We start from the raw sequence: 13,912 nt of genomic DNA, 5'->3' as shown, positions 1-13,912 counted from the left end.
CTTCGCTTTCCATTTTTCATCCCTACGATTCATTAGTGTATTATTCGATAAACCACCAATTAAAGAATAAAAGTTTGAAACTTATAAAACAATATAATCAGAACCACAATTATGGATTATGGAGGTACTTTCAATGAGTAAATGGAATAATGAGGCTGCACCTAATAACAATTTATCTTCAACTGATCTAAAAAATTCAGAACTCCCATCAGCCCACGAGTTTGCTGAAGAATTATCTGATGGAATGGAACGAAATGATTACATAGAAAAACAACAAAACGAAAGATAAGATGGTAAAGAATACATCCCCTTTAAATAACTAGTTTCTTTATTGTGGAGAAAATCCAAATTTATACTTCCGCAAATCAAAAGACAGTTAATTTTGAGCACATAAAAAACGCTTGAAGAAAGATTCAAGCGTTTTTTATTGTGTATGTTCTTCAAGTATTGCACTCTGTAGCTCCTAGCCTCCTCTTTCCACTTTTCGTTGTATCGTATGTTGGACTTGTTTTCTAGAAGAATAGGCCTTCTTTTTATTATATGTAAATAAATAGCAGCTAGTAATCACAATGACACTCCCAAGAATTTGTATAAATGTCATTCTTTCTTCAAGTAAAAGAAAAGCTAAGATCATTGTAAAAATTGGGTTGAAATTAAGAAAAAGTCCTGCTGTCGTTGCTCCCAATTTTTTCACCCCTATATTCCAAAGTACAATGCACACGACTGTTGAGATTCCACCAGTGTATAATATCGAATAAACGAAGGTCGCATTAATATTGGTAACAGTAAAATCTGAAAGGTTAAACGGCAATACAATCAGTAGGCCAAAGATTCCAGAGTACAATGTAGCCATCATGGGTGAAGTGTAATTCATTGCCCATTTACTGAGGACAACATAAATTCCCCATATACAAACAGCTCCGATCATATATACGTCTCCTAGATTAAATTCTAGAGAAACTAATAGTTGTCTATTGCCATTTGTTAAGACAAGCAATACACCAAATAGCGAAATGAACATCGTTGTAATCTGAAAAAAAGTTAATTTTTCTTTAAGGAATATAAACGAAAAAAAAGCAATTGATAGGGCAATTAAGGTGGAAATTAACCCTACATTTGTCGCAGACGTATGCTCTAACGCCATAAACTGTAAAACATTAAATAACACAACCCCTGTCAGCCCCATTAATATCAACGGAAAAACAGCCTTTCGAGGGGGGAAAGGCTTTTTGTCAACTGCCCATACAATAGGAAGTAAACACAAGACAGCAATTAGCCAACGTAGCATTGTTAACGTCATTGGAGAAGCATGCCCGACAAGCCATTTTCCTACGATAAAATTTCCTGCCCACAAAAAGCTCGTCAAAAGTAATAATCCAAAATAGAAAAAGCGCATCCCTAACTCCCCCATGTATCTTCATATCGCCAGCTAGTATATTAATAACTTTAACATTAAAGATTAATATCCTAAACAATCTTTTGTATAATAGATAATAATCAAAACAAATTAAAGTTTCTTAGACTTTTCATTTATTTTCTTCTGCTTTAAGCTATGATAAACGGCTAATTATGAAATAATTTAAAGGAGGCGTTTTGATGGAATCAATCGTCAGTAAGGTGCTTGATAAAGTGGATATTCAAATTTTAGACATTCTGCAAAAGCAAGCACACGTAAGTAATGCAGAAATCGCTAGACGAGTAAATTTATCTTCACCAGCTGTCCACACAAGAATTAAACGATTAGAAAATGAAGGTTATATTAATCGGCATGTAGCAATCTTAAACCCTGAGAGATTAGGTTTTGATTTATTATGTTTTGTCTTTATAAGTTCAAATATCCATCATGCGGAGAAATTAGATATTTTAGAAGAAGCTTTTCGCCAAATGCCAGAGGTATTAGAATGTCACTGTTTAACAGGGGAGTATGATTATCTGTTAAAGGTTGCAAATAAAGATCGAAAAGATTTACAAGCTTTTATTCGTAAATTAAATAAGCTTGGGATCACGAAAATCCAAACCAGCTTAGGACTAAGAGAAATTAAGTATTCGACTGTCTTACCTATAGTGGATAATCATAATGAAGATCTATAGTGTACTATAGTAAAGTTTCAAATTTTCATCATGTTTAGCAAACATTGAAGGTATAAGTAAATAAATAAATATTTAAAATTTTCTAAAAATTACTTTACAAATTTTTGATTTCCATTGATAATAGTAAAAAGGCAAAGGAGGAATCATAATGAGTCAATACCAACAGGAACCTAAAAACGAACTAATGATAGTATGTGATCACACAGAAGATGAATCTGAATTTTCCCTTGCCGCGAAGCTAATATTAGATCAATCCATTCTAATATTTAACCGGCAAAGACTCATGAAACAAATAGATAAAGCCTTAGAACGAGGAGATAAAAAAGAATTTTTAGAATTGTCTAGACGATATACCCAACTTCTTTCATAACATTAAATATTTCAAAACATAAAGTATAATCGAACACCATTTTGGTGTTCTTTTTTCTTTGCCGCTTGTTAAGAACAAGGCTTTGACAGGCTATTTAACCATAATCGAGTGCCTGGCTCAATTAAGATACTAAACAGTGTATTTTTATCCTTCAATCAAAAAAAAGAACACTTCTACGTGTTCTTTCTGTCCTTACTATCCTTTATTATTTGCTCTACTTTATTTCTTGCTAGTTGTAAGTCCATATCCATGCTTGTTAGAAATTCAAGTAAAAGATCCTGATGTGCTTGCCGTTTCATCATATGGAATATATTGGGCTTCTCATATTTTAATATAGTAACAAGCTCACGGACCGGTAACAATTCTCTAGGAATCGAGCTCCTCAGTAACTGTCTAAAAAAGCTTACAAAGCTTGTGACAGAACTTGGGTGGTCTTGCTCGGTTAATATAAGTTTATTAAATTTTTCTAATCGTCTTAAAAGCTCACGTTTTTCATACAACATGATAACATCCTCCAATCTAAATGGGATCAGGGACATTACCAAAAGGGGAAGTAATATGTGTAAAACTTGATAGCCAGGAACTTATCGTCTTTCTACAACATAGACCCATTGCCTTAGCGTCGTCCTTCCTTTCGGTAAAGTTTTCCTTTTTCTACTTTTTACTGTCCATATGTTAAACTAATTTAAATAAATCATAAGAAAATTATAAAGGTCTAATTATAGCACGAACTGGACTTGCATCTCCACCTTTTATTGACAAGGGAACTGCTACCATTTCATAGTGGCCAGGATTTACATCCTTAAGGACTAATCCTTCTAAAATCAGAATATCCTGTGAAGCGAGCTCATGATGTGCAACCAATTCCTTACTATCGATTGGGTCGACAGAAGGCAAATCTAGTCCTAGTAATTTGATTCCTTTCCTAGCTAAACACTCTGCCACTCCTGGTTCAATACAGGGAATAGAATCTGGAAAAATGGACCTATCCTTCCATGCATTCGTTTTAAGTAACAATTTCTCGACACCTTGAGTATCGATGTCAACTACATCATCGATACAAATACTCTTTTTAGTCTCTAAACTAACTACAAGAGCATTACCTATAAATCTTTCTAAATTATAGTCATGAATTTTTTTACCACTGTCATCAAAATGATAGGGTGCATCAATGTGAGTCCCGGTATGTGTACTCATTTCTATCTTACCTACATTTACTGATCCAGTATGTTGTTTCGACCAGTTTAATGAAAAAAGAAACCTTGTATCTCCTGGCCAAACAGCCGTGGTTTCATTCAAAGGCATTGAAATATCTATCCAACCCATATATACCTCCAACGCTACTTATTAAGCGATAATCTCCCGTTCATTTTTAAACTTTTCATATGCTTTTGTATCCATTATGTGTTTCAATCTTTTTACAGTTTCCCATACCTCTTCAAATGATGTATAAAAGGCAATTGGAGCAAGTCTAATTAAATTCGGCTCACGATAATCTGGAATAACCTCATTTTCTTTCAACGCTTTACAAATACGCGCTGCATCCTCATGTTGAAGACAAACATGTCCTCCTCTCTCATTTTCCAAAGTAGGATTGATGATTTCAAATTCTTCCAGCTCTTCTTTTATTAATTGCATCAGAAAATCTGTAAGTTTTAACGATTTTTCTCGAATATTTTGGATTCCTGCCTCTTCAAATAATTGTAACGATCCTATTAATGGTGCAATACTTAAAAGATGAGGTGTACCAATCTGGTAAGCCCCAGCATGATTTTCATGCTCAAGTGTGTGTTTCATATCAAATTGCTTAGACTTATTTGAGCTAAACCATCCGGCTAGTCCAGGTGCTTTGCCAAAATGCTTGTTATTTACATATAACCCTCCAACAGATCCAGGGCCGCTATTGACATATTTATAATTACACCAAAAAGCAAAGTCTGGCTTACTTTCCTGAAAATTATGAGGAATAACACCAATAGAATGTGCTAAATCAAAACCGATGATAATATCACGTTCGTGAGCTGCGTTAACTAATCTCTTAATATCTAGAAGTTGACCACTACGATATAGAACAGATGACAATATGACGAGGCTAACATCACTTGTCATATTATTAATTATGTCATCCTCTTTTAAAGTAAAGCCATCTTGGCTTTTCACTTGGATTAGATGTTTCTCAGGACTCAGACCATTTAATTCAAGCTGACTTTTGATTGCATAAATATCTGAAGGAAACGTTAATTCGTCCGCAAGTATTTTTGTTTTCTGATTCGTTGGTTGAAAAAAAGTAGCAATCATTTGATGTAAATTCACGGTTGTTGAACCAGTAACGATGACTTCATTTTCATAGGCACCAATCAGTTTCGCCATCTGATTACCTAAATTTTCTGAAAGATAGAACCATGGATTATCACCCTTCATCCAACCATCGATTGCATGTTCCTTCCAAGAATTCAGAACCCCTATCAAACTTTTTTCTGCTCTTTTTGATAATAGTCCTAAAGAGTTTCCGTCTAGATAAATAGTTTGATCTTTCAAATAAAATTCGTTTCGAAAACTTGCTAACGGATCTTGAGCGTCCAGTAATCTTGCTGTTACTAAATATTGTTCCATCGAATACCCCATTCACTCATTCTTTTAATCTTTATCTATTATTAATAGCTTCGTGAACACATATTCAAAATCCTTTAATTTTTTTTGACTTTTTTATCCAAAAGAATAAACTTTATTGGATATGAAGCAAATCTACTTATTCAACAAAGAATCTTTAACAAAAAAAGAGCCTATGCGGCCCATTTAAGTTTGTAACAGCTTGGATAATTTTTCATAGTCAAATCCGTAAATTACCTCTTCTCCTATTTCTGATTTAACAACAGTGACTGGTGTGGCAGCAGCTCCTAATTGAATCACTTCATCAAGGTACTCTGGATTCTTTCGAATATCTCTCTCTTCATACTGAATGCCATGCTCTTTAAACCAAAGCTTCTCTTCGTGACATGGAGGACATGTTTCTTGTGTATAAATAATTACATTATAACTCATTTACATTCTCCTTTATTGAATTCTATTAAATCCTTTATATCTCGTACCTTGATATGTTAGGTCTCCAATATCCCCTTCTATGAGTAATCCTGACTCTTGTCCAGAAACTTGTAACTCAAGGCGATTTTTGCTTTCAATGAATTCAAAAGTGACAAAGTAAGCTGTTCGAGCATTCGTTTCTCCCCCGCCATAAACTTTTGTTCTTTTGGATACTACTATCACTCGTTCTACTAATACAGGGGAAGCATTATTAGTTGCCCAAGTAGAAAGACCTTTTACAATAATAAAAATAAACCCACCTATTACCAAGATTGGAATGACAACCATAAAAAAATTAAAAAACGCTGGTGGCCCTCCAAAAGGATCGTGTACCATAGAGTCCCCCTCCTTTATTATAATATATACGCATTCTATATATAGAAGGTTTCAGTTTTTGTCAAAACAGCTGTGTATGATCTTCTACAATAACTTTATCAAATTATAATGTGACAATGTAACTTTTTATCTTAATATGACGTTACTTATTATAAGAAGCAATTATTGGGGGAATCGTAATGAAGTGGTTTTTGTATATTTTATTTGTTTTCTTATATATCTTAGTTACATTCTTTGGATTAGGCCCGGTACTTTTAGCTGACGGTTCCATTCACGAGAGAATGGTAACAGTAGTAGCAATCATCTTATTGTATATTATTCTATCAATCACATTAAAAAAAGCTCTTCAAAAAGTTAGAAAATAGCGAAAAGCTATGGGTCACTATAATTCCTTCGCTATTTATTACAAACTTATATATGTTTAGAAGAAGATATATTTCATAAAGACGGGGATTCGCTTGTGTGAATCCTCGTCTATCACCTTATTTATTAAGCTGATTTTTCCCCATCCTAATTAATTCAGCCACTAACTTCCCACCAATCGGTCCACCAATTTTCCCTGCCTCTTTAGCAGTCATTTCCCCATTATATGAACGGTTCATTTGTATTCCTTGCTCTTTTGCAATCTCTAGATTCAGCTGCTTGTTGTTTTGGGGGTGAATGTGATACCCCTCATTCTCCATTACTTGGTATTTCAACTGATTTAATCCATCCCTAGCTTCTGGTACTAACAGCTTTCGATTTCTTCGCCCCATTTATTTCGCCTCCTTTATACTATGTTTTACACATATCCTGTTTAAATACACAAATGTTTTTGATTAAACATTGACTATCATTTTTATTTTTTGGTAATATTATGTTTATATGAAATTCTATTAATAAGTTGCTGTGACGGATGAATAGTATCTATTCCAATCATCTATAGCGAATCAGGGATGGTGAAAGCCTGATGATGATGAATGGAGAAACGGCGATCCTGAGCGAATTTTATGAAAAGAGGGTTTGTTTTTTCAAACCAACTAGGGTGGAACCGCGGGAACATAACTCTCGTCCCTAGGCTATTGTGGCCTAGAGACGAGAGTTTTTTATTTATTTTAAAGGAGAGAAAATCGTTATGACAAAAACAATGGAACAAGTAGTGTCTCATGCAAAACATAGAGGATTCGTATTCCCGGGATCTGAAATATACGGAGGCTTGGCCAATACATGGGATTATGGACCACTAGGTGTAGAACTTAAAAACAATATTAAAAAAGCCTGGTGGAAAAGGTTTGTACAGGAGTCTCCATACAATGTAGGATTAGATGCAGCGATTTTGATGAACCCAAAGACATGGGAAGCTTCTGGCCATTTAGGCAACTTTAATGATCCGATGATTGATTGTAAAAACTGTAAAGCAAGACATAGAGCGGATAAACTAATTGAGAATGCTCTTGAAGCAAAAGGACAAGAGATTATTGTAGATGGATTGCCATTTGAGAAAATGGAGGAACTTATTAAAGAAAATGAAATCTCGTGCCCTGAATGCGGAAGCAAAGACTTTACAACTATTCGCCAGTTCAACCTAATGTTTAAAACGTTCCAAGGGGTTACAGAAACGAGCACCAACGAAATATATCTTCGCCCTGAAACAGCACAAGGAATATTTGTAAACTTTAAAAATGTGCAAAGGTCCATGAGAAAGAAATTACCGTTTGGTATTGCCCAAGTAGGAAAAAGCTTCCGGAACGAAATTACTCCCGGAAACTTTACATTCCGCACAAGAGAATTTGAACAGATGGAGTTAGAGTTTTTCTGTAAGCCCGGAGAAGAACTTCAGTGGTTTAATTTTTGGAAAGAGACTGCAAACGAGTGGCTCCTTTCGCTTGGAATTAATAAAGGGAATCTTCGTCTTCGAGATCACTCAGATGATGAGCTTTCCCATTACAGTAATGCAACAACCGATTTCGAATATAAATTTCCATTTGGTTGGGGTGAACTATGGGGAATTGCTTCACGAACCGATTATGATTTAAAGCAACATGCACAGTTCTCTGGTGAAGATTTCAACTATATTGATCAGGAAACAAACGAACGGTATATACCATATTGTATTGAGCCTTCTTTAGGAGCAGATCGTGTAACTTTAGCATTTATGATCGATGCTTATGAAGAAGAAGGTCTTGAGGATGGTACGTCTAGGACAGTAATGAGATTACATCCATCACTCGCCCCATTTAAGGCAGCTGTTCTTCCATTATCCAAAAAATTATCAGAAGGAGCTCAAAACGTATACTCTGAACTGGCCAAATATTTCATGATAGACTACGATGAATCTGGGTCAATCGGAAAACGCTATCGCCGTCAGGATGAAATTGGGACTCCTTTCTGTATCACATATGATTTTGATTCAGAACAGGACCATACTGTCACAATAAGAGACCGTGATACTATGGAACAGCAAAGAATAACAATAAATGAGCTTAAATCTTATATTGAAGAAAAGCTCCAGTTTTAACAAAATGATGTAAGGGATAGAAGGGTAACTTCTATCTCTTTCTTATTCTCTTTTCACAAAGGAAAAAGTATGACTTTTATGTCCCACATGGTAAAATGATAGGCAGTATTACATAGGAGCGATGTAACGTGGAGCATTTAATTAATCAAACAGTCAAAAATATTCAAATATCTGGAATTCGTAAATTTTTTAACATGGTTTCTACATACGAAGATGTTATTTCATTGACTATCGGACAGCCTGACTTTCAAACACCAGAACATGTGAAACAAGCAGGAATCAATGGAATCATAGAAAACTTTACAAATTATACACATAATGCAGGTTTCCTAGAACTGAGGGAAGCAGCTGCCGAGTTTGTCAAAAAAAAATATAACCTAGTATATAATCCTACATCTGAAGTAATTGTCACTATTGGGGCTAGTCAAGCAATCGATTGTACGTTTAGAACAATCCTTGAACCTAACACCGAAGTCCTTTTACCTGGGCCTGTTTATCCAGGATATGAACCAATTATTCATCTCTGTGGAGCAAAGCCTATTCTTATAGACACGACCCAAAATGAATTTAAATTAACAGCTGATTTAATTGAACCTCACTTATCAGAAAAAACAAGGTGTATTGTATTACCATACCCATCTAATCCAACGGGTGCATCGTTAACTACCGAAGAGCTAGGAGAGATTACAAACCTTTTAAAAGACAAAAATATATTTGTCCTATCAGACGAGATATATAGTGAATTAATTTTTGATCGTCCTCACTCCTCAATTGCTCATTTCAATGAAATGAGAGAAAAAACGATTGTGATAAATGGTTTATCAAAATCACATTCCATGACGGGATGGAGAATCGGCTTACTATTTGCCCCAGAATATTTAGCCAAGCATTTATTAAAGGTACATCAATATAATGTTTCTTGTGCAACAACTATTTCACAAAAGGCTGCATATGAAGCTTTAACGAATGGTATTGATGATGCCCTATCTATGAAGAAAGTTTATCAAGAACGAATGGAGTATGTTTATTATCGCCTCCAATCGATGGGAATTGAAACAGTAAAACCAAGTGGAGCCTTCTATTTCTTTCCATCCATTAAAAAATTTGGACTTTCTTCATTCGATTTTGCTGTAAGATTACTAGAAGAAGCTCGTGTTGCGGTGGTTCCAGGTGATGCCTTTTCAAAATATGGTGAAGGCTATGTAAGACTGTCTTATGCTTATTCAATGGAGATACTTGTAGAAGCAATGGACCGTTTGGAACGATTTCTGTCGCATATAAGGTAATCTAGATAGACGATACAAAACACGAAATCTGTATTTTATCCTTTCTTTCAGAACAAAAGGCTCAGGGCGCCTCGTTTAGCCTAAGGCAGAAGCAAATAACCTGTCATGAAGAAAAGGGCGACCTTTCCCTTATATTCATGACAGGTTATTTGACCTCAAGGGGCTGGGCGCTGGAGCCGGATGACTAAAGCGCATTGTAATAAGATACAATCAAAACATATAATTTCTTTTTAAGCAAAAAAAATCGCCATTTCTATTGAAAAGATGGCGATTTTTTATGATCTTGGCAATTCAATTGTAAAGGTTGTTCCTTTATTTTCGCTACTTACAATGTTGACATTTCCTTTATGATTTTTAATAATGTTGAAACTTACCATTAGTCCAAGCCCAGTTCCGTTTTCTTTTGTCGTAACAAATGGACTTCCAATTTTATTTAGTAATGATGGCGGCATCCCTATACCCGTATCCTTAAAAGTGATTTGAATTTGATTCATCCCCCTATCACTTACTTTGATATGAACATTCCCACCGTTTGGCATGGCTTCAATAGAGTTTTTTATGAGATTAATAAATACTTGCTTTAGTTGAGTCTCATCACATACGATTATGGTCTCATTTAATTGACCATACTCGAGGGATATGCTAACGCTATGTAAGTTTGCCTGAGTCTCTAATAGAAAGATTACATCATTTAGAATTTGAATGATATCTCCTTCATTAAATGCTCTACTATGTGGTTTTGCTAACATGAGTAATTCACTTAAAATAATCTCAATTCGATTCAATTCAGCTGAAATGATTTCATAATATTGTTGTTTCTCGACAGCACCTGACTTCATTAGTTGAATAAATCCTTTTATTGATGTTAATGGATTTCTAATTTCATGGGCAATGCCCGCTGCTAATTGACCAGCAATTGATAGCTTTTCAGATTCAAGCATAAGCTTCTCTGCTTCCTTACGCTCACTAATGTCTCGGATAATGACCTGAACCCCTTTTTTTAGTTGAAAAGTTACCGGTATTGCAACCATTTCGGCATGCATAATTGTATCATTAAGTCGATGCCACTTTGTTTCAGACAGTCCAATCTCTTTGTTCTCCTGCAAGACGAATTCGATCTTTTTCTTGATTGCCTCGTGGTCATCCACATGGAGGAAATCAAAAATAGACTGCCCAACTATATCTGAATAGGATTTAGCACCAAATGAGGTAACTCCTGAATCATTAATAAAAGCCCATTCATCTTCTACTATAACCCCTATCGTATCAATGGAATTTTGCACTAGCCTTCTATAGCGTTCTCTACTCATTTGTAACACTTCTTGAAACTGTTTTCTAGAAGAAATATCCATTAAAACTACGTATTCATATGACTCATTACCTAAGGTGACCCTAGTCGCCTTTACTTCTAAAAATAATTCCTTATTCTCAACACTTTTCCACTTCTGTTCATTTACACCAACATTTTTACCTTGTTGAATAAGTTCAATACGACTTCTCACAACATCTTGATACTCTTCATCAATAAATTGGAGAACAGTTTGACCAATCCAGTCTTTACGATCACCAATATGGAGTAAAGATTGTGTCTCTTTGTTCATATACTGAATTTTTCCAAATTTATTAATCATAACCCCAAATGGGGCTTCCTCTATGAGCTCATATATAGAATGATTTTTAATGTTAACATCATTGAAAACACTATCGCATTTAATAGTCGGTTGTTCAACTTGTAGTTTAGGTAGCATAATCTTTGTATCAATAATGATTTCAACAATCTTATAATCACGGTTATATATTTTAGAAATCGAAAACTGAGTCCATACAAATGGACCTTTTTTTGTTTTTAGACGCCCAGTACATTCTTTTGTTTCTGGTATATGAAAAAAGCTCTCGACTAAATATCGATCCTCTGGATGGATAAAATCTTGTAATGATAAACCTAACAATTCTTCTTGTGTATATTCTAATAATTCTATACAAGTAGACGAAACATAGAGTATCGTCCCATTAGGTTTACATGTAAAAATTGTATTTAAGATAGAATTATGCATTGTTGTTACGCTTACCTCCCTTACTATTTCTCTCTTTTTATTGTCTTTAAGGTGGAGGTGAATCCTATTTGAAATGATTATACAGTAAATCCCATTTTTAGTTAACTATATTTTCAATCTTCTAAAGTCCTATTTTTTAAAAAATAAATAGTTCAATAGAACGACTTTCCACACTTCTTCCTTCATTTAGTATCTGTAAAACTTGCAAACTTGCTGCTTTTAGCACCTTCTACAATAAAAAACAAAAGAGAATGAAGAATATTCATTCTCTCTGTGTACTAATATCAAGCATGCTCCTACTTTTCAGTCTATTTACTGTTTGGTTACTCTCTGTGAAGCTTCTTCTTTTATCACTCTACGGAGAATTTTTCCTATACTTGTTTTCGGTAATTCTTTTCGAAATTCAACTACTGTTGGGACTTTGTACGATGACATGTTTTCTTTGCAATATTGAATTATTTCTTCCTCAGTTGCTTCTTTTCCTGCTTTTAAAACTAGAACGGCCTTAACGGTTTCTCCTCGATATTCATCAGGAATTCCAACCACGACTGCTTCTTGAACAGCAGGATGTTCATACAATACTTCTTCTATGTCACGGGGATATACATTATATCCACTTGCGATGATCATATCCTTCTTGCGATCGATAACATAAACATAACCTTCATCATCCATTCTAACAATATCACCTGTAAACAGCCAACCATTACGTAAAGTTTCTTTTGTTTCCTCCGGCATATTCCAATACCCTTTCATAACTTGCGGACCTTTAATAATGAGTTCGCCTAACTCACCTGGAGGAACTTCATGCTCTCCAGTTGATAAATCTACCACCATATAGTCCGTTGACGGGTACCCTATTCCAATACTTCCAGGCTTTCTCTCTGCAAATATAGGATTACAGTGGGTAACCGGTGATGCTTCAGATAGACCGTATCCTTCTAATATTTTTGCTCCAGTTTTTCGTTCATACTCTCTCAATAACTCGACTGGCATAGGAGCACTACCACTGTTACACATCCGAATACTATCAATCCCATATTTCTCAGCTTCAGGGTGATTTGTTATCGCCACATACATAGTTGGAACACCTGGAAATATCGTGGGCTTCTCATTTTTTATCGTATTCAATACTTCCTCAAGATCGAATCTCGGTAGCATAATATTATTAGATCCCGTATAAATAGAAAAGTTCATACATACAGTCATTCCAAAAACATGGAATAAAGGAATAACTGTTAAATAGCGCTCTTGTCCAAACTCTATATCATCCTTAAAAAACTCAAAACATTGCAGGATATTACCTACTAAATTGGCATGAGTCAGCATAGCTCCTTTAGAACGTCCTGTTGTACCACCTGTATATTGGAGTACGGCAACATCTTCATGTGGATCAATATCGATATAATTAATTTTTCCATTACCTGATCTCATGAACTCATCAAACAAGAAATCCGGTGCAAAAGAGTGTTCAGAAGGTTGTAAACTGACTACTATCACATTTTTGACATTTGTTTCTGATTGAACGGCCTTCAAACGTGAATAAAATACATCTAAAATAATAATTGTTTCAGCACCGGAATCCTGTAAGATATACTGTAACTCTCTTTCTACGAGCATAGGGTTAACCTGTGTAACAATCCCACCCAAGGTTAAAGTACCATAATATGAGATGACGTATTGTGGGCAATTCGGTAACATGATGGCTACTCTATCACCCTTTGAAAATTGGTTGGATTGAAGAGCTGAAGCAAATGCTCCTACTAAGGTAGATAATTCTAAATAGGTCATTTTTTTGTGGTAAAAAGAGAGTGCGATGTTTTGTGGATATTGTTTCGATGTTTCATGTAACATTTGAGGTAAGCTTTTTTTGGGTATTTCAATTTCTGCTTTAATGTGTTCAGGGTAAATCTTTAACCAAGGTTTTTGACTCATTTTACATTCCTCCAAGCATTTTATTTACGAATAAACGAAGGATGTTTTTCATGTTGTGTCTTTATCTATTTAGAGTGTGAGAGAATAGGTCTTATCTTCACACCACTAGATAACTTGATTTAAGAGTTATGAATACGCTTACATTTTGGGGTAAATAATTACTAACCATTCGGTATGTAAATCCTCATCCTCTATGATACTACTTATGTCAGAAAATTCAAGTAATTTATATAGATAAAATTCTACAAAATAACCTATCGAC

General features: G+C 34.8%; 15 protein-coding genes and 1 other annotated feature. Of the genes, 6 read left to right on the top strand and 9 right to left on the bottom strand.

Going from position 1 to position 13,912, the window contains the following annotated elements; genetic code table 11:
* Positions 1-133 precede the first annotated feature (133 nt).
* On the top strand, positions 134-289 hold the full coding sequence (locus ACFSCX_RS03365) for a hypothetical protein (RefSeq protein WP_377926694.1): 156 nt from the start codon (positions 134-136) through the stop codon (positions 287-289).
* A 174-nt stretch (positions 290-463) separates the two neighbouring features.
* Here ACFSCX_RS03365 and ACFSCX_RS03360 read toward each other — a convergent pair whose 3' ends face one another.
* On the bottom strand, positions 464-1,396 hold the full coding sequence (locus ACFSCX_RS03360; RefSeq protein ID WP_377926693.1) for a DMT family transporter: 933 nt from the start codon (positions 1,394-1,396) through the stop codon (positions 464-466).
* Positions 1,397-1,596: 200 nt separating this feature from the next.
* Between ACFSCX_RS03360 and ACFSCX_RS03355 the strand changes: the two genes are divergently transcribed.
* Positions 1,597-2,091: an Lrp/AsnC family transcriptional regulator gene (locus ACFSCX_RS03355; RefSeq protein WP_377926691.1), complete on the top strand. Its 495-nt coding sequence runs from the start codon at positions 1,597-1,599 to the stop codon at positions 2,089-2,091.
* 148 nt (positions 2,092-2,239) lie between these two features.
* Positions 2,240-2,461, top strand: a complete 222-nt coding sequence (locus ACFSCX_RS03350) for an IDEAL domain-containing protein (RefSeq protein WP_377926690.1) — start codon at positions 2,240-2,242, stop codon at positions 2,459-2,461.
* Positions 2,462-2,634: 173 nt separating this feature from the next.
* Here the strand turns inward: ACFSCX_RS03350 and ACFSCX_RS03345 are convergent, their stop codons facing one another.
* The 5 genes from ACFSCX_RS03345 to ACFSCX_RS03325 all read right to left on the bottom strand — a co-directional run bounded on the left by ACFSCX_RS03345 (position 2,635) and on the right by ACFSCX_RS03325 (position 5,878).
* On the bottom strand, positions 2,635-2,964 hold the full coding sequence (locus tag ACFSCX_RS03345; RefSeq protein WP_377926689.1) for a hypothetical protein: 330 nt from the start codon (positions 2,962-2,964) through the stop codon (positions 2,635-2,637).
* Between the two features lie 202 nt (positions 2,965-3,166).
* A complete protein-coding gene (gene kynB, locus ACFSCX_RS03340) occupies positions 3,167-3,787 on the bottom strand; it encodes an arylformamidase (protein WP_377926688.1) in 621 nt (206 codons plus the stop codon).
* A gap of 21 nt (positions 3,788-3,808) precedes the next feature.
* A complete protein-coding gene (kynU, locus tag ACFSCX_RS03335) occupies positions 3,809-5,074 on the bottom strand; it encodes a kynureninase (RefSeq protein WP_377926687.1) in 1,266 nt (421 codons plus the stop codon).
* Between the two features lie 183 nt (positions 5,075-5,257).
* Complete coding sequence (locus ACFSCX_RS03330; RefSeq protein ID WP_377926686.1) at positions 5,258-5,503, bottom strand: glutaredoxin family protein; 246 nt, start codon at positions 5,501-5,503, stop codon at positions 5,258-5,260.
* A gap of 12 nt (positions 5,504-5,515) precedes the next feature.
* Complete coding sequence (locus tag ACFSCX_RS03325; RefSeq protein ID WP_377926685.1) at positions 5,516-5,878, bottom strand: DUF2500 domain-containing protein; 363 nt, start codon at positions 5,876-5,878, stop codon at positions 5,516-5,518.
* Positions 5,879-6,057: 179 nt separating this feature from the next.
* On the opposite strand from ACFSCX_RS03325, the gene ACFSCX_RS03320 reads away from it, so the two are divergent.
* Positions 6,058-6,243, top strand: a complete 186-nt coding sequence (locus ACFSCX_RS03320) for a DUF6954 family protein (RefSeq protein WP_377926684.1) — start codon at positions 6,058-6,060, stop codon at positions 6,241-6,243.
* Positions 6,244-6,360: 117 nt separating this feature from the next.
* Here ACFSCX_RS03320 and ACFSCX_RS03315 read toward each other — a convergent pair whose 3' ends face one another.
* Complete coding sequence (locus tag ACFSCX_RS03315) at positions 6,361-6,633, bottom strand: small, acid-soluble spore protein, alpha/beta type (protein ID WP_377926683.1); 273 nt, start codon at positions 6,631-6,633, stop codon at positions 6,361-6,363.
* A gap of 124 nt (positions 6,634-6,757) precedes the next feature.
* Positions 6,758-6,936 (top strand) — a binding site (T-box leader).
* 56 nt (positions 6,937-6,992) lie between these two features.
* Between ACFSCX_RS03315 and ACFSCX_RS03310 the strand changes: the two genes are divergently transcribed.
* Entirely contained in the window at positions 6,993-8,375 is a 1,383-nt protein-coding gene (locus ACFSCX_RS03310) for a glycine--tRNA ligase (protein WP_377926682.1), read from the top strand.
* A gap of 128 nt (positions 8,376-8,503) precedes the next feature.
* The gene (locus tag ACFSCX_RS03305) at positions 8,504-9,661 is read left to right on the top strand and encodes an aminotransferase A (RefSeq protein ID WP_377926681.1); all 1,158 of its coding nucleotides are present in this window, start codon (positions 8,504-8,506) and stop codon (positions 9,659-9,661) included.
* Positions 9,662-9,936: 275 nt separating this feature from the next.
* On the opposite strand, the gene ACFSCX_RS03300 is transcribed toward ACFSCX_RS03305, so the two are convergent.
* Positions 9,937-11,715: a PAS domain-containing protein gene (locus ACFSCX_RS03300; protein WP_377926680.1), complete on the bottom strand. Its 1,779-nt coding sequence runs from the start codon at positions 11,713-11,715 to the stop codon at positions 9,937-9,939.
* A gap of 312 nt (positions 11,716-12,027) precedes the next feature.
* Entirely contained in the window at positions 12,028-13,650 is a 1,623-nt protein-coding gene (locus tag ACFSCX_RS03295; protein ID WP_377926678.1) for a long-chain-fatty-acid--CoA ligase, read from the bottom strand.
* Between the last annotated feature and the right edge of the window lie 262 nt (positions 13,651-13,912).

It is taken from the genome of Bacillus salitolerans, from assembly GCF_042680805.1.
Lineage (GTDB): Bacteria > Bacillota > Bacilli > Bacillales > SA4 > Bacillus_CJ > Bacillus_CJ salitolerans.
This window is presented reverse-complemented; position numbering and strand designations above follow the sequence as displayed.